Genomic DNA, 16570 nt, shown 5'->3' on the forward strand with positions numbered 1-16570 from the left:
CCTTGTGCTAATAACTTACCCACATCTGATCAGTTTCATATCACTCCACGAATTTTTTTTTTACTAGATGGAATAAATAGACTAAAAAGCTTATTTATTAAGGCTTACAGCTATTTAGTGTTTGGTAGAAAATTTGGCATGGCACGACCAATCTGACTGAAACATAGAATTAAGATTGACGTTCTAACATAATGCAATCAAAATCCTCTAGAACCTGTAACAGCTTTTGTAATGTTTGAAAAACCTTGACTTGATCTGTAGGTTCTGCTGTCAGAGGATCAAGCGGTCTAAACTTTTGCCAATGCTCCACTAGGGACATCATTGGTAGGGGTTTGTCAAAAACAGGTAGCAAGCAAAGAGCCATTGAGCTATCTATATAGACAAATTCCTCTGTTAAAGCGAGATATTTACGGACAGAAAAAGTTTTACCTATACTTATGCAAGCAATGAGGTCTGTTTTGAATTTAGGGTTTTGGAACTGAGGATGTATACATACTGTTGCATTTTCCCAATCAGAGTCAGTCCATTCGGAAAAAGGGACAATAGTAGGTGCTGTTTGAGGATGACCACACCAAAAATTTAGCAGCCTATGAATAGGATGGAGAAGTTCAAATAAATGTAAACTATCTTCTATGGAGATTTCCGGTAAGCTCATTCCTAGAAAAGCAGGTAAATCATCTGGCTCTTTGAATAGATTCATCAAGTCCCATTGTCGCCAATTCGTCATCTTGATAAACTCTAAATCAGCAACCCTCAAAGCTGAGAAAATATCATTAATAGTGTAACCCTTATCTCCTTGAAATAAATAGTTCATGAGAATAGTCTCTTTTCTATCCTCTCCCTCATAGCCAGGACTCCACGTTGTAGCTTTAAGATTGACATTATCCTTTAAAGCTTTCATAATATCAGTGACTATGTCTATTTCTAAATCTTCTGGATTGCCATCCATTAAACCCATCAGCGTAAAGACTTTCTGAGCGCGAAAAATATTTACTCTCTGAAGTGAACTATGTAGGTTGCTGCGAATAATACCCTCCGGCTTTAATACGGCTTTCATTGCTTGCAAAGCCACAGCTATGTCAGGAAAAAGATAGAGAACTTCATCACAATTAATATAATCAAATTGATAATTTAGTTTGGGTAAATCATATATTGACAAAACATGAAATTCAGCATTATCAAAACCATGATATTCCAAACGCTGCCGTGCAAGTTTAACCGACTCTTCAGATATATCAACACCGACAATTTTTGCACCAGGATTTGCTTCGGCTAAAACTAAAGATTTATAACCAGTACCGCATCCAGCATCTAAAATGACTTTGTCTTTGGTATCTATAACTTTTTGGTTCCTTAAGTAGTAAGGTGTAACTAAGTTATGAATGTAGAGTAAATCAAGATCATTTTTAGGAGATTTATCTAAGGGGATTGTGGGATAGGGGGAGCTATCAAATTGTTGGCGAATTTTTGCCCATAAATCTGATGTTGAATTTGTCATGGTAATGCCTCTTAATGGTAAGTTGATTATGATACTTGTTGATATTTATTGGTTATAGCGGTTCTCGGTTGAGTGAGATATAGCCTTTCCCACTCTAGTTAGATACAAAATTACCCCTCCCCAACCCTCCCCTTGGTAAGGGTTGGGTGCGCGACAGCGCAGGTGGGGTGTATTTCATGTGACAATTTTACCTATAAAGAATCTCGCTTCATTATGAGGGTGCGCGACAGCGCAGGTGGGGTGTATTTCATGAGCTTGGGAATTGCTATATAATAAACCCCTCCCCGCAAGCGATGAGAGGGCTATAATGTATTTCATTCAAATGCATACCGCTATATATAGAGATATTTGAGGAAATGTCTCTACATTTCTAGTTGTTTTTTGGCAGATATACAGATCAATATCAGTATGCCCCAATAGTCTAAATTTATATCACCATCAGGACTTTCTCGTTGCCTATACTCTGTATTGGGAATGAATTCTAGAATACTCTGCCTTTAGTGGCAAGAGGCAGAGCCTCTGTGATGGCATTCCCCGCTGGAGACTGGGAACAAGATATCTTGTTGTTTACGTATCCCCTAAATTTATGCTATATTAAATTAATTAGGCGTAGTCGTTATGAGTTCAGATAAATATATGACTAACTCCACAGTAGAAAATTTGGTAATTATCGGTTCTGGCCCCGCCGGTTATACAGCCGCTATCTATGCAGGACGTGCTAATTTAAAACCTGTTGTCTTTGAAGGATTCCAAGCGGGGGGTTTACCGGGGGGACAACTGATGACAACGACGGAGGTTGAGAATTTTCCTGGGTTTCCTCAAGGGATAACTGGCCCGGATTTGATGGATAATATGAAGGCTCAGGCTGAACGCTGGGGGGCGGAGTTATATACTGAGGATGTGATTTCTGTTGATTTGAGTCAGCGTCCTTTTATTATCTGTTCCCAAGAAAGGGAAGTAAAGGCACATAGTATAGTTATTGCTACAGGTGCAACAGCCAAACGTTTGGGTTTACCTAGCGAACAACAATTTTGGAGTCGGGGTATTTCTGCTTGTGCGATTTGTGATGGTGCAACTTCGATTTTTCGAGGTGCAGAGTTAGCGGTTGTGGGTGCGGGTGACTCAGCAGCAGAGGAAGCAATTTATTTAACTAAATACGGTTCTTCAGTACATTTATTGGTGCGTTCTGAGGAAATGCGGGCTTCTAAAGCTATGCAAGATCGGGTTTTGAGTAATCCGAAAATTCAGATACATTGGCATACAGAAGCGGTGGATGTGTTTGGGAATGATTTCCTGTCGGGGGTGAAAGTCCACAATAATCAAACTGGGGAAGTGAGAGAATTACCTGTAAAAGGGTTATTTTATGCTGTTGGTCATACGCCCAATACAGGCTTATTTAAGGGACAATTAGAACTGGATGAGGTAGGGTACATTGTCACTAAACACGGTGGTGTAGAAACTGGTATAGATGGTGTATTTGCCGCCGGTGATGTGCAAGACCATGAGTTTCGGCAAGCTATTACAGCAGCGGGTACTGGTTGTATGGCGGCAATGTTAGCGGAAAGATGGTTATCATCAAAGGGTTTAATCCATGAGTTCCATCATCTACCAGAAACAACTGATAATGAATTAAAACCTCAGCCAGAAACACAGACAACGGAAACGGAAGCGGAGTTTAATTTGCAAGCTACACGCCACGAAGGTGGTTATGCTTTAAGAAAATTATTCCATGATAGCGATCGCTTGCTTCTCGTTAAATACATTTCTCCTGGTTGTGGTCCATGTCACACTCTCAAACCTATTTTAAATAAGGTAGTCGATGAATTTGATGGTAAAATCTACTTTGTCGAAATTGATATTGATAAAGATAGAGACATTGCGGAAAATGCCGGAGTGACAGGAACTCCAACGGTGCAGTTATTTAAAGATCAGGAATTGGTCAAAGAAGTTAAGGGTGTCAAACAAAAAAGCGAGTATCGACAGTTGATTGAAAGTAATTTGTAGGGTGATATTTCTCTTGTCTCTCGTTCCCTGGCTCTGCTGGGGAATGGATTACAGAAGACGCTGCCTCTATCACTCTAGCTTATTTGAGGCAGAGCCTCAACATCTACATTCCCAGTCAGAGACTAGGAACGAGTCTTAAGCCCCAGTCAACAATATCCCATGACCATTACAAAACGCCGAACACCGAGTTTTTTTAATTTTGCTAAATCTAACCTATCCCAGCGATTTATGCTGATAGGTTTAGCTATGACTTTATTTTTTATATTTTTAGCCTTTTTTGCACCTGTATTACAAGCTTGGGGGTGGCTACAAAATCCTAAAGAATTTCTCTCTAACTCTATTCATGAAGCACCTTCACTTAAACATTGGTTTGGTACGAGTCGTTTAGGTTATGATGTCTTTTCTCGGACTATATTTGGTGTCCAAGCGGCGCTGCAAGTAGTGATTTTGGCTACTGCATTAAGTATGGTAATTGGTGTACCGTTGGGGATGGTAAGTGGCTATTTGGGGGGAAAATTAGATAAAATGTTGCTATTCCTGATGGATAGCATTTATACCTTACCAGGATTATTGCTTTCCGTAACACTGGCATTTGTGGTGGGGAGAGGAATCTTGAATGCTGCGATCGCAATTAGTATCGCCTACATCCCCCAATATTATCGCGTAGTTCGCAACCACACCGTTAGCGTCAAAACCGAAGTCTACATCGAAGCTGCACAGGCAATGGGCGCTTCTACCTGGGTTGTCCTGTCACGCTATTTATTTTTTAATGTCATTCAAAGCGTTCCCGTCCTCTTTACTCTCAACGCCGCAGATGCCATATTAGTTTTAGGCGGGTTAGGATTTTTAGGATTAGGATTGCCTGAAGAAGTCCCCGAATGGGGATATGATTTAAAACAAGCTCTGGAAGCACTACCCACTGGCATCTGGTGGACTACCCTTTTCCCTGGTTTAGCAATGACAATTATGGTTGTAGGGTTATCACTACTTGGTGAAGGGTTAAACGACTTTGTAAATCCTCGTTTAAGAAGAGAAAATAAGCAATAGTCATTGATTATTAATCATCTAAACAGAACTAACAATTAACTGACTGTAGGGGTTCAGCAGTGCTACACCCCTGTAACTAGCAAACTACAACTAACAAATACAAGAGATTAGTGTGAAAGATAACATTTCTTTGATTGCTGCTGCTGCTGGTGGATTAATGCTTTCTGTCGCCCTTTCTGGTATTTTAAAAGGCGCACCTGTGACAAATTGGCAACAAGTGAGTAACAGTTCATACCCGGTTGCTAATGTACGAATTATTAGCAAAAATCATTAAATCCTGAAAATCTGCGATCGTAATGGGTAATCAAGTAATTGGTATTGATTTGGGGGGAACTGCAATTAAACTGGGGCGATTTACAGAAGATGGTAATTGTTTACAATCTTTAATTGTAGATACTCCCCAACCGGCAACACCAGAAGCCGTATTATCTGCAATAGTAGATGCCATATCTCAAATTGACCCAGATAATCAAACTATAGCTATAGGTGTAGGAACTCCTGGCCCTGCTGACGCAACTGGACGTATTGCTAAAGTTGCTATTAATTTGGCAGGGTGGCATGATGTACCTTTAGCCGATTGGTTAGAAGCAAAAACTGGAAAACCAACTATTTTAGCTAATGATGCTAACTGTGCAGGTTTAGGGGAAGCTTGGTTAGGTGCAGGCTGCAATTTCCCAAATTTGATTTTACTAACTTTAGGGACTGGAGTTGGTGGTGCAATTATCCTTGATGGTAAATTATTTGTTGGTCATCAAGGTGCAGCAGCAGAATTAGGTTTAATCACCTTAAATCCCGATGGACCAATGTGTAGTAGTGGTAATCAAGGTTCTTTGGAACAGCATACTGCAATTTCTGCTATTCGTCGTCGCACTGGTAAAGAACCAGCAGAATTAGGCGCACTTGCCCAAGCTGGAGATGCCCAAGCATTGAATTTTTGGCAAGAATATGGTAAGGATTTAGGAATTGGTTTAACAAGTTTAATATATGTTCTCACACCACAAGCAGTAATTATTGGTGGTGGTGTCAGTGCCAGTTTTGAATTTTTTTTACCATCAATGCAAGCAGAAATTGAAAAGCGTGTTCTGCCTACTTCACGTCTAGGTTTACAGATTTTACCAGCAAAACTGGGTAACTCAGCGGGAATGGTAGGTGCTGCTAAATTAGCATTGACGAAGATCTAGATAGGGGAGTGATTGGTGATCAGGGGAAGTTAATAACCCAATTACCCGTTACCAAAACAAAATCCTGTGTGTTTTTCCAGGAAGTAAATCACCTTTTCGTAAGATTCTGCATTATTTGTGGGGTTAATAATAATGGGAAAATTAATATCTGGTAGCCAAAAGGTTAATCTACCATTTTGTTCCTGACAGAAAGAACTAATGTAGTTAAGATTAATTACATAATCTTTTCTCTCGTATGTTATTTTTACCCAATAAGCATTGTCTGATTCTACTCCTTGGGCGTACTCTATATATTTGGAAATCTTCTGATAATCTTCCCAATTACTGTGTGGGTTAATAACTATAGGTATATAACTATTGGGTAACCAAAAGGTAATTCTACCGTTTTTTTCATAGCAAAAAGTATTTACATGGTCAATATTAATTATGTATTCTTTCCTCTGATCTTGTATTTTTACCCAGTAAGCCACAAAATTGCCTCAACACAGACTACATATTTTTTTGTATCTCCTAAAGTAATTTTACCCAAATTCTGATTTTTGCTACATTTTGTATTTTTAGGTAAGCTACCCACCACTGCAAACGGTGCAGCGGGGGCTTTAAAATCGGTGAGGGTGTGAGTAATTAAAAAACTTGGACTGGCTTTGGTGTGGTTGGGGTGGGATGAGTACGGGAAATGGTAGCTTGCATGAATCCTTTAAATAAAGGATGGGGACTACTAGGACGGGATTGAAATTCTGGATGAAATTGACAAGCAAGAAAGAATGGATGATTGGGTAATTCGACAATTTCGACTAAACGCCCGTCTGGAGAAGTTCCACTGACAACATAGCCAGAATCTAACAATGGATTGCGATAAACGTTGTTAAATTCATAGCGGTGACGGTGGCGTTCGTAAATTACTTCTTCTTGATATAAATCAAAGGCTAGTGTGCCAGGTATAACGCGACAAGGATAAAGACCTAAACGCATTGTTCCACCTAAATCTACTACATCTTGTTGTTCAGGCAATAGGTTAATAACTGGATCGCTGGTGTAAGGATCAAATTCGGCGCTATTAGCATCGACTAATCCGGCGACGTTTCTCGCCCATTCAATCACAGAACATTGCATTCCTAAGCATAAACCTAAGAAGGGGATTTGGCGATCGCGTGCGTATTTAATTGCCGCGATTTTACCATCTATGCCTCGGCTACCAAAACCACCGGGAACAACGATACCATCAACACCTGCAAGATAGTTTTCTGGTGGTTCATTTTCCAACGCTTCTGAGTTCACCCACCGCAAACGCAAATCACCATGAGTAGCAATAGCCGCATGGCGTAGGGATTCGACTACAGATAGGTAAGCATCACTTAAACGCACATATTTACCAACAATGGCAATTTCGATGCTGTGTTTAGGACTATACATCCGTTCTACCATTGTTTCCCATTGCGTCAAATTCGGTTGACGTTGTTCCATTTGTAGCAAATCTAAAGCTTGCTGTGCCAGTCCTTCCCGTTCTAAAATCAAGGGTACTTCATAGATACTACTAGCATCTTGGCAAGTGATGACGCATTCTACTGGGACATCACAAAATTCTGAGAGTTTTTGTTTTAAGCCGACAGGGATAGTGCGATCGCTCCGACATACTAAAATATCTGGTTGAATGCCTATTGATCTGAGTTCCTTCACAGAATGTTGTGTTGGCTTGGTTTTCATCTCACCGGCTGAAGCTATCCAAGGCAACAAGGTAACGTGCATATATAATACATTCTGCCGTCCTACCTCTTTGCGTAACTGGCGAATTGCTTCTAAAAATGGCAGTGATTCAATATCACCCACAGTCCCGCCAATTTCAGTAATTACGGCTGAAGGATTAGTTTCTTTAGCAACTCTTAGAATCCGATCTTTAATTTCATTAGTAATATGAGGAATTACCTGTACAGTGCCGCCATTATAGTCCCCACGGCGTTCTTTATTAATCACTGACTGATAAATTAAGCCAGTAGTAACGCTGTTTAATCGGGACATTGAAGTATCAGTAAAGCGTTCGTAATGTCCCAAGTCCAAATCTGTTTCTGCACCATCTTGGGTAACAAAAACCTCTCCATGTTGAAAGGGACTCATCGTACCTGGATCGACGTTAATATAGGGATCAAGTTTAAGAATAGATACCGAATAATCCCGCGATTTCAGCAATCGTCCCAAACTTGCTGCTACAATGCCTTTACCAATACTGGAAACAACGCCTCCAGTTACAAAGATAAACTTAGTCATAGTATTTTCAATTTCTAGTAACTTCTAAAAATACATCCCGTCTGTGGAAAGATAAAGCCTATACCCGAAGGCTAATGAAACATAGCACAAGTAACTAACTAGTTAAAAAAGGTTTAAAAGCTGCTCAAACAAGCTGTCATCCCTTTTGCGTTCTGCCTACTTGCATTAGTATGAAGGATGAATTGTAACCCCAGGATAAATCGACGTGTTTTGTTCCGATTTATGGGCTTTTTTTTCATGCTTCATTCTTTATCCTTTATTACTCATTGTCTCACAGTCACCATCGTAAAATCTTCTGTGTTTTGCCGTGAAAAAAGTCTTAGGATTAGTAGTATTTAACTTTCTCTTCACTTCCTCCGTGGCTTTAGCACAAAGTTCTCTTCTAGTAGTTTTTCCCCCTACCAACTACCAAACCAGTACAGAAAAAATCTTTTTTATCGGTATAACACCAGCAAATAGACAACTTCTCATCAATGGTAAACCGATTAAACGCAGCAAGGCTGGTCATTTTTCTCCCAGTTTACCTTTGCAGTTAGGGGAGAATGTATTTAAATCTAGTTACCCGAATCAGGAACGAGAGATTAAAATCACAAGGCCTTCTACTCAGCCAGAATTTCCAGATGGTTTAGGCTTTGCTAAAGATTCTCTAACTCCTGCTGTCGATATTGCTAGATTACCGGGAGAACTGATTTGTTTTGGGGCTATTGCACCTCCTCAAGCTAGTGTCTCTGTCAAGGTGGCTAATCAAATAATTCCCTTGTCGCTACAACCGTCACAGGCTAAATTACCTGCTAATTCCAGCGTATTGACGGGAAGAAATCAGCCAACTACCTCTAGTCCTAGCAAATATCAAGGCTGTACAACAGTGGCCAAAGTTGCCGATTTAGGACAACCTTTATTTAGTTTGACATTGAATGGTAATACTGCTACTCAACTTGGTCAGGGCAAAATTTCAATTCTGACACCTGCACAATTGCCAGTTACTGAGGTGACAGCACCATCAGGTGTGACTCGTACTGGCCCTAGTACTGATTATTCTCGACTGACACCATTACCAAAAGGAACAAGGGCAAAAGTTACAGGTAGAGAAGGCGATTGGTTACGCTTAGACTATGGGGCTTGGATTAATAGCAAAGAGACTAAGATTATACCAGATGCAGTGCAGCCACAAACAGTAATTCGTAGTGTCGGATATCGTCAGCGTGCAGGTGAGACAGAGATATTATTTCCCCTACAAGTGGCTGTGCCTGTGAGTATAGAACAGAGCGATAATCGCACTTTTAGTATCACTTTTCACAATACCACTGCCCAAACAGATACTATTCGTTTGGATGATAACCCCCTCATTTCTCGCCTGGATTGGCAACAGGTGACTCCTAATCAGGTCAAGTACACCTTGAACCTCAAAAAGCTTCAACAGTGGGGTTATAAGCTGAGATATGACAACACGACCCTAGTGTTGAGTTTGCGCCATGCACCTAATATTCACAACAGAAAACACTTGCCTCTATCTGGCATCAAAATTGTACTCGATCCAGGACATGGTGGTAAAGAATCTGGTTCAAGTGGAATGAAGGGGTATTTGGCAAAAGATGTAAATTTGGTGTTATCGAAGTTACTGCGGGATGAGTTAGTGCAGCATGGTGCAGTGGTGGTGATGACAAGGGAGGATGATCGAGATGTTTCTTTAGTGGAACGTCAGGAGATAATTAATAAAGAAGAACCTGCACTGGCACTTTCTATCCATTACAATTTTTTACCTGATGATGGTAATGCCGAAAAAACCAGGGGTTTGGTTAGTTTTTGGTATCATTCCCAGGCACACAGCCCCGCTATATTTTTACATAACTATGTAGTTAACAAACACCGTGAACCTTCCATTGGTGTATTTTGGAATAATTTAGCCTTGACTCGTCCCTCTGCTGCACCTGCAATGTTATTAGAATTTCGTTTAATGAGTAATGCTGATGAGTTAGAGGAGATAGTCAACCCTCAACAACAGAAAAAATTAGCTAAAACTTTGGCTGATGGGGTGACTGAGTGGTTTAAGATGGTGAAAAAGTAGGGGCGAAGCATTCGGAAAATAGCCTTTGCCAGAAACTGATAATTGATCGCCCGAATGCTTCGCCCCTACTATAAATATTTTGTATTTTTGCTGTGAAAAAACTTTTAGGATTAGTATCATTTAGCTTTATTTTTCCCTCCTCCGTTGCTGTAGCACAACCATCACTTTTAGTGGTTTATCCTCCAGCCAATCACCAAACTAATACAGAAAAAATATTTTTTATTGGTACAGCACCAGCAGATGGACAGGTTTTGATCAATGGTAAATCTGTTAATCGTAGCAAGGCTGGTCATTTTTCTCCTAGTTTCCCCTTGCAGTTAGGCGAAAATATATTTAAAGTTCGCTACCAAAATCAGGAACGAGAGATTAAGGTAACAAGGCTTTCTACTCAACCTCAGTTACCAGATTTAGGTTTTGCTAAAGATTCACTGACACCCGCTGTTGATATTGCTAGACTGCCTGGAGAACTGATTTGTTTTAGTGCTGTTGCACCTCCTCAAGCTAATGTTTCTGTGAAGTTGGCTAGTCAAACTGTTAATCTTTTACCCCAACCTTCAAAAGCAGAATTACCCGCTAATTCCAGCATTTTAACCGGGCGTAATCAGGCTACTATTTCTAATATTAGTAAATACCAAGGTTGTACAACAGTCGCAAATCCTGGGGATTTGGGAAAACCTTTATTTAGTTTGACATTGAGGGGTCAGACTATCACCCAACTTGGTTCGGGAAAAGTGCAAATTCTCGCCCCAGAACGGTTAGCCGTCGCTGAGGTAATAGCCGCATCAGGTGTAGCACGGACGGGGACAAGTACCGATTATTCTCGACTGACACCCCTACCTCAAGGTACAAGGGCAACTGTCACAGGTACAGAAGGTGATTGGTTACGGTTAGATTATGGGGCTTGGATTAATAGTAAAGAAACCAAAATTATACCCGGTGCAGTTCCCCCACAAACAGTAATTCGCAGTGTGAGCTATCGTCAATTAGCTGGAGTAACGGAGATGCGTTTTCCCTTGCAAGTGCCTGTGCCTGTAAGTGTGGAACAGAGCGATCGCACTTTTGCTCTCACTCTCTACAATACTACTGCCCAAACAGATACAATTCGTCTGGATGATGACCCCCTGATTTCTCGCCTGGATTGGCAACAGGTGACTCCCAATCAGATTAAATACACCTTTAACCTCAAAAAGCTCCAACAGTGGGGTTATAACCTAAAATACGACAACACAACCCTAGTATTGAGTCTGCGTCATGCACCGAATATTCAGAATAGAAAGCCCTTATCTGGCATCAAGATTTTACTTGATCCGGGTCATGGTGGTAAAGAATCTGGTGCAATTGGTCCAACGGGTTATCCAGAAAAAGATGTGAATTTGGTGGTTTCTAAGTTACTGCGGGATGAGTTGGTGCAGCGCGGTGCAAAGGTGGTGATGACAAGAGAAGATGATCGGGATGTGTCTTTGGTAGAACGTCAGGAGATAATTAATAAAGAACAACCTGCGATCGCACTTTCCGTCCATTATAATTCTCTACCTGATAATGGTGATGCGGAAAAAACCAAAGGCTTCGGTACTTTTTGGTATCATCCTCAAGCACATAATCTCGCAGTATTTTTACATAATTACGCAGTTAACAAACTCCGCAAACCTTCCTATGGCGTGTTTTGGAATAATTTAGCTTTAACTCGTCCCTCTATTGCACCTTCGGTATTATTAGAATTGGGTTTTATGAGTAACCCTTATGAGTTTGAAGAGATAGTAGACCCCCAAGAACAGAAGAAAATGGCGAAGACTTTAGCTGATGGGGTGACAGAGTGGTTTAAAACTGTTAAGTAAGGAAGGGTTTCGCGCAGAGGCGCAAAGGAAGAGGAGAAAGAAAGAAATAAATTCTTTTTACTCAACTTTACCACGTAGGGGAATAAATAATTCTTCGGTTGAATTTTTTACACCAGTATTTTCTGGTGTTGTAGTTTCTGTAAAAGTGATTAAAACTTGGCTTTCTGAGATATGTTTAGGAATTTCAGCTAACTCAATTTTTATAACCTACGAAAATGCAAAATCGGCATAGTAAATAAACCCCAAGCCAAACCAGTAATTAAACCAAAAGGAGTAACAATATAATTATTAAAATCCCACAAACCGAAAATCTGCGCTGCTAATTCCACCGGATAAGCCATCATTAACACACTAGCAAAAGCAGCACCAGTCCAACCATATTGGCTTAACCAAAAAACACCTTTCCCATTAGTTAAAGCATACAAAATCCGAGTAATTAATAATCCTGTTACCGTCCCATAACAGCGCATACATACTGCCATAATAAAAGGTGGTGCTAACTCCAAACCAAGGGTAGGTTGCGGGCATACATGATTACCCATAAAATAAATGATATCCGCAATACCTGGCAGCAAAAACACACCAGACGCAGCTAAAAAAGGAGCAATAGGGGGGCCAAAAACCATCCCAGCTAATAGGAAATCAGCAAAAAAACTCACCTGATTAATCGGTAGACTTCTTGACAAAATAGCTTTTTGCATCTTCTCGTTGTTTTGTTTGTTGTGTGAAACCGTAAGGATTCAGGACACAGAATTTTTAATATAGCAGGGAAGAGGGAACAGAAGAAAAAAATATTCTTATCCTTCCTTCTGACTCCTGACTCCTTACTCCTGACTCCTTACTTTTAATCTTCTCCTCCCAACAACCAAAAACCACTGTAAGTCATGCCTGAATCATCTGGCTGTATTAATAAAAAATGCAATCCTTTACTTACTTGTTTTCGCTGTGCATATACTTTTGCTGCGGCTGCAACTTCTTCATCTTCAAAAGTTGCCAAAATCCATCTATCTGCTAAACCAGCTTCTAAAATTAAACCATCTGGCGCACCGGCGATATAATTTAAACTCACAGGATTGGCTTCTTGTAACCATCTTGCTAAACGCATAGATTGCCGTCCACCATAAATTACTACACCGGGAACGGGAACTGTTGAGGCTAAACCCAGATTAATCGGTTTCAAAAATTCTGGTATTTGTAAAATAGGTATTGGACGTTCTGTAAATTCATCGACAATATCACCTGCGGGAATTGTGGCAAAACGCCACTCTTCTCCCCAGAGGTTTTCTGGTAATGGTGCTGGTGGTGGTTTATCAACTGCTATGGGATATTGCTTTTCTTGCAACCATTGTTTTAAGGCTAAAGTGCAACGGGTGGCTTCAACTTTAATACTTAAGTTATTTCCAGCAGCGGTAATTAAGCCTAAAGACTGAGGACGAAATACTTGAATTATCTCAGGTAATTTTTCCGCACCTGCTGTTTGAAATTGTTCTGTTAGCCAATTTGAATTTGCTTGTGACTGGGGACACGTAGCTACATACTCAAATTTACGAGTTGCGTCACAAATCAACAACTCCCATAATATCTGCCCTGCTGCATCTCGCAGCGGACTACGATAAAAATCAGCCTGCCAAACCAGACTCATTATCAACTCTTTTCCTCTGGGTTTGTGTGGTTTAATTCAAGTCTTAACACAAAACACTGCTATATTTTCATGAGTCACATTTGAATTTGCGGTTTTTGTATATTCCTGAAAGTATTGAATGACGGAGTTAGGGATATTGCTTAAGACAGATAAATAAATTTACCATAACTAGATTGTAGATAGATATATTTGTACTTCTTAACTGACTAAGATGGTATCGAGAATAATAGGAATTTAATCATGAGCGGAAAAGCTAAAAAACAAGAGAAAAAATCTGATGATCAAGAGAGTACACCAACGGCTTCAGGTGGTTATCAGACTCCCTTACAAGAGGATATTCGCAAGACTGGTAATGCTGAAAAAAGTGATGCTAGACCTACTGCCACACCAGAAGCCGCTGGAGAGGATTCTGTAGCGGGTAGTCCTAACCAGGGTAATCCTTCGCGTTAAGTAGAGGATATCGCTCTCAATTCTATACAACTATTCTATCAACCCTAGAGCGATCGCATGGTGACAAGTTAAAAAAAATAAGAAATTATCCGAAAGCCTCTTGACAAAAGACTTTCAGTATTAATTTGTCACCAATGTAGAGCGATCGCATGGTGGTGTATGTGATCGCCTATAAAGCTAGAGATAAAATAGTAACTGTGGTCATAGCCTGGTTGATAACGCAAGTTGAGTGGCTGATTGACTTTGAGACAAGCTTGTGCAAATATATCTGGTAACAATTGTGCAGTTAAAAACTTATCCGCTGTTCCTTGGTCAATTAGAATTGGACTGTGATATCCTACTTTTTGAACTAATTCACTAGCATCATAATCACGCCAACTTTCTTGATTATTACCCAAATAAAGGCTAAATGCCTTTTGACCCCAAGGACAGCCCATAGGTGCGACAATAGGTGCAAAGGCAGATACTGATTTATATTGTTCTGGGTTTCTCATGGCACAAACTAGCGCCCCATGTCCCCCCATAGAATGACCAAAAATGCTTTGTCTGTCAGGTTGGGTGCGAAAATTGCTATTAATTATAGATGGTAACTCTTGGATAACATAACTGTACATCTGATAATGCGATCGCCAAGGTTCCTCTGTGGCATCTACATAAAAGCCCGCACCTGTACCAATATCCCATTCATCATCTTCACCCACAATGCCCGTATGACGCGGACTCGTATCTGGTGTAACTAGTATTAAACCGTATTCAGATGCCCACTTTTGCGCCCCTGCTTTGACCATAAAATTATCTTCTTTGCAAGTCAAGCCAGAAAGAAAATAAAGTACTGGTAGGGGTTTTTGATTTACTTGTGGTGGTTGATAGACAGCGAAGCGCATTTCACTGTTACAGGTGGTGGAGAAATGAGAGTAGAAGCCAAGTATGCCATCAAAGCATTTAGATTCTGATAATAGCTTAAGATTAGTCATGATGATGCGATCGCTAATAACTTGACTCCCACTATAATCTTATGTTACCCCTGTCAAATTATACTATCAGGATCTACACCCAAAGCCCGTAAACGTTCCGCTAATAATTGAGCGCGTTGTTGGGACAATTTAGCCTGTTCTTCTGGTGTTAAAAAGCGTTTTCCTTGTTGGTTATACCAATACATCCATTCCCGTGTAATACCTTGATAAGTTCCCCGTTCTATACCAATGCCTAAATCAATTTCCGGCAACCAGACAGGATTACCATCTTGTAATTGATACATACCCTTAACTAATTTATGAACTTCCAACTGGGGTTTACGGCGACGAGTGGGATTATAAACCACATAATATAAAACACCTAAATTAGCATAGGCATCTTTTTTAGTAGAATATTCACCACGATAAGTTTGAGAAACAACTTCTAAAACCAAAATAGGAACTTTTTCTTCTTCCCAAATCGCGTAACTAGGGCGAAGATTTTCATCATAAAACCGTTCTACCCCTAAGCTGAGAAAACCATCAGGGACAATTGCTGGTTGATAAGGATCATAATAAACACCCATATCCACACCAAAAAACCAGTCCATGCGTTCAGCCCAAGCCATAGCTAAAATAGCTTTGAGTAAACCGGGAATCAAATCTTGTAATTCATTATCCACAGGTGTTTCATCTGAATCAGGTAGTTCCTCAGATGAAGGCATACAAGCAAGGGGATTGTAATCTAACATCATAGATTTCACATATCCTTGAACATTGCAATTATATCGTCAATATGATTTTATCTCACGCAGAGGCGCAGAGGCACAGAGAGTTTGATTCAGCAAGGTTAATTTACCCGATGTGAAAAATACCAAAATCTTGTAAATCCTTAAATCCTGTAAATCCTGTAAATCCTGATTCAGACAATTTATTCCATCAAATCATCACTTGCCGATTCACCAGGATAAAAGTTTAAGTTAATTAAATCTTTCCATAAATATAGACATTGCAGAGGAAAAGTTGACAATGGTAAATTTGTTTCTCCTGATGCTAAATCCCTACCATTTTCATAAGCTTCCTGAAGAGTTAATTCTAGAGAAGACTGCAAACTAGGATTTTCATTCAGTAATTTTATCAAATCTCGCCGTTGAATCCGAATAGTTGCTAACCAACTGCGACTACGTTTTGATGATTGATATTCCCATTTTAGTAAATGTCCAATTAAAATACTCAAACGACTTTTTAATTCTTGGCGTTCCTTTCTCCCCAAAGATTCAACTTCCTCAATTAAGTTAGCTAAATCAACTTGATTCCATTGCTGATAACGTAATAAATTAGCCTGTTGTTGAGTCCAAGCGTAAAAATCTGTTTCATAAAGATGATCATTCAGGTTTACTGCGGATTCTTTCGCTTTTGGTGTCTGCATAGTTAAAACCTGGTGAACTTGAATTAATTATAATTAAACTTACTCCCTATATTAGCTGAATTTTCTTTAGTTCAACATCTTCCATTCCTTGCTCCATTAAAGTATTCCATAACTCCGAAAATTCATGCAACTCACAAGCATCTTGCTTACTCCAATAATTAGGAGAGTTTACTGATATATCTACCAATGATTTCTCACTCCAAA

15 protein-coding genes are annotated in these 16570 nt (G+C 39.9%); 7 read left to right on the forward strand and 8 right to left on the reverse strand.

Annotated elements, in window-relative coordinates:
- Positions 1 to 169 precede the first annotated feature (169 nt).
- A complete protein-coding gene (locus ACOWPH_RS01245) occupies positions 170 to 1498 on the reverse strand; it encodes a class I SAM-dependent methyltransferase (RefSeq protein WP_015213610.1) in 1329 nt (442 codons plus the stop codon).
- Between the two features lie 636 nt (positions 1499 to 2134).
- Between ACOWPH_RS01245 and trxB the strand changes: the two genes are divergently transcribed.
- The 4 genes from trxB to ACOWPH_RS01265 all read left to right on the forward strand — a co-directional run bounded on the left by trxB (position 2135) and on the right by ACOWPH_RS01265 (position 5730).
- Positions 2135 to 3502, forward strand: coding sequence for a thioredoxin-disulfide reductase (gene trxB / locus ACOWPH_RS01250; RefSeq protein WP_042464721.1), 1368 nt, complete (start codon positions 2135 to 2137; stop codon positions 3500 to 3502).
- Positions 3503 to 3661: 159 nt separating this feature from the next.
- Positions 3662 to 4549: an ABC transporter permease gene (locus tag ACOWPH_RS01255; RefSeq protein WP_015213612.1), complete on the forward strand. Its 888-nt coding sequence runs from the start codon at positions 3662 to 3664 to the stop codon at positions 4547 to 4549.
- Between the two features lie 112 nt (positions 4550 to 4661).
- Positions 4662 to 4823: a hypothetical protein gene (locus tag ACOWPH_RS01260; protein ID WP_015213613.1), complete on the forward strand. Its 162-nt coding sequence runs from the start codon at positions 4662 to 4664 to the stop codon at positions 4821 to 4823.
- Between the two features lie 22 nt (positions 4824 to 4845).
- Positions 4846 to 5730, forward strand: coding sequence for an ROK family protein (locus ACOWPH_RS01265; RefSeq protein ID WP_015213614.1), 885 nt, complete (start codon positions 4846 to 4848; stop codon positions 5728 to 5730).
- 41 nt (positions 5731 to 5771) lie between these two features.
- Here the strand turns inward: ACOWPH_RS01265 and ACOWPH_RS01270 are convergent, their stop codons facing one another.
- Together ACOWPH_RS01270 and ACOWPH_RS01275 are read right to left on the reverse strand one after the other, a co-directional pair.
- Positions 5772 to 6200: a hypothetical protein gene (locus ACOWPH_RS01270; RefSeq protein WP_015213615.1), complete on the reverse strand. Its 429-nt coding sequence runs from the start codon at positions 6198 to 6200 to the stop codon at positions 5772 to 5774.
- Positions 6201 to 6354: 154 nt separating this feature from the next.
- Positions 6355 to 7992, reverse strand: coding sequence for a CTP synthase (locus ACOWPH_RS01275; RefSeq protein WP_015213616.1), 1638 nt, complete (start codon positions 7990 to 7992; stop codon positions 6355 to 6357).
- 307 nt (positions 7993 to 8299) lie between these two features.
- On the opposite strand from ACOWPH_RS01275, the gene ACOWPH_RS01280 reads away from it, so the two are divergent.
- The gene (locus tag ACOWPH_RS01280; protein WP_015213617.1) at positions 8300 to 10057 is read left to right on the forward strand and encodes an N-acetylmuramoyl-L-alanine amidase; all 1758 of its coding nucleotides are present in this window, start codon (positions 8300 to 8302) and stop codon (positions 10055 to 10057) included.
- 92 nt (positions 10058 to 10149) lie between these two features.
- Positions 10150 to 11892 (forward strand): N-acetylmuramoyl-L-alanine amidase, encoded by a 1743-nt coding sequence (locus ACOWPH_RS01285; protein WP_015213618.1) that lies wholly within the window; start codon positions 10150 to 10152, stop codon positions 11890 to 11892.
- Between the two features lie 200 nt (positions 11893 to 12092).
- On the opposite strand, the gene ACOWPH_RS01290 is transcribed toward ACOWPH_RS01285, so the two are convergent.
- The gene (locus tag ACOWPH_RS01290) at positions 12093 to 12593 is read right to left on the reverse strand and encodes a DUF2085 domain-containing protein (RefSeq protein WP_015213619.1); all 501 of its coding nucleotides are present in this window, start codon (positions 12591 to 12593) and stop codon (positions 12093 to 12095) included.
- 143 nt (positions 12594 to 12736) lie between these two features.
- Positions 12737 to 13534 carry a Tab2/Atab2 family RNA-binding protein gene (locus ACOWPH_RS01295; RefSeq protein WP_015213620.1) on the reverse strand — a complete coding sequence of 266 codons (798 nt, stop codon included), beginning with the start codon at positions 13532 to 13534 and terminating at the stop codon, positions 12737 to 12739.
- Positions 13535 to 13774: 240 nt separating this feature from the next.
- Between ACOWPH_RS01295 and ACOWPH_RS01300 the strand changes: the two genes are divergently transcribed.
- Positions 13775 to 13984, forward strand: coding sequence for a hypothetical protein (locus ACOWPH_RS01300; protein ID WP_015213621.1), 210 nt, complete (start codon positions 13775 to 13777; stop codon positions 13982 to 13984).
- 128 nt (positions 13985 to 14112) lie between these two features.
- Here the strand turns inward: ACOWPH_RS01300 and fghA are convergent, their stop codons facing one another.
- From fghA to ACOWPH_RS01315, 3 genes are all read right to left on the reverse strand, one after another.
- The gene (fghA, locus tag ACOWPH_RS01305) at positions 14113 to 14958 is read right to left on the reverse strand and encodes an S-formylglutathione hydrolase (protein WP_015213622.1); all 846 of its coding nucleotides are present in this window, start codon (positions 14956 to 14958) and stop codon (positions 14113 to 14115) included.
- 53 nt (positions 14959 to 15011) lie between these two features.
- The gene (locus ACOWPH_RS01310) at positions 15012 to 15689 is read right to left on the reverse strand and encodes a Uma2 family endonuclease (RefSeq protein ID WP_042464725.1); all 678 of its coding nucleotides are present in this window, start codon (positions 15687 to 15689) and stop codon (positions 15012 to 15014) included.
- Between the two features lie 179 nt (positions 15690 to 15868).
- Entirely contained in the window at positions 15869 to 16366 is a 498-nt protein-coding gene (locus ACOWPH_RS01315; protein ID WP_015213624.1) for a DUF29 domain-containing protein, read from the reverse strand.
- Between the last annotated feature and the right edge of the window lie 204 nt (positions 16367 to 16570).

Source organism: Anabaena sp. PCC 7938 (assembly GCF_049315035.1).
Lineage (GTDB): Bacteria > Cyanobacteriota > Cyanobacteriia > Cyanobacteriales > Nostocaceae > Anabaena > Anabaena cylindrica.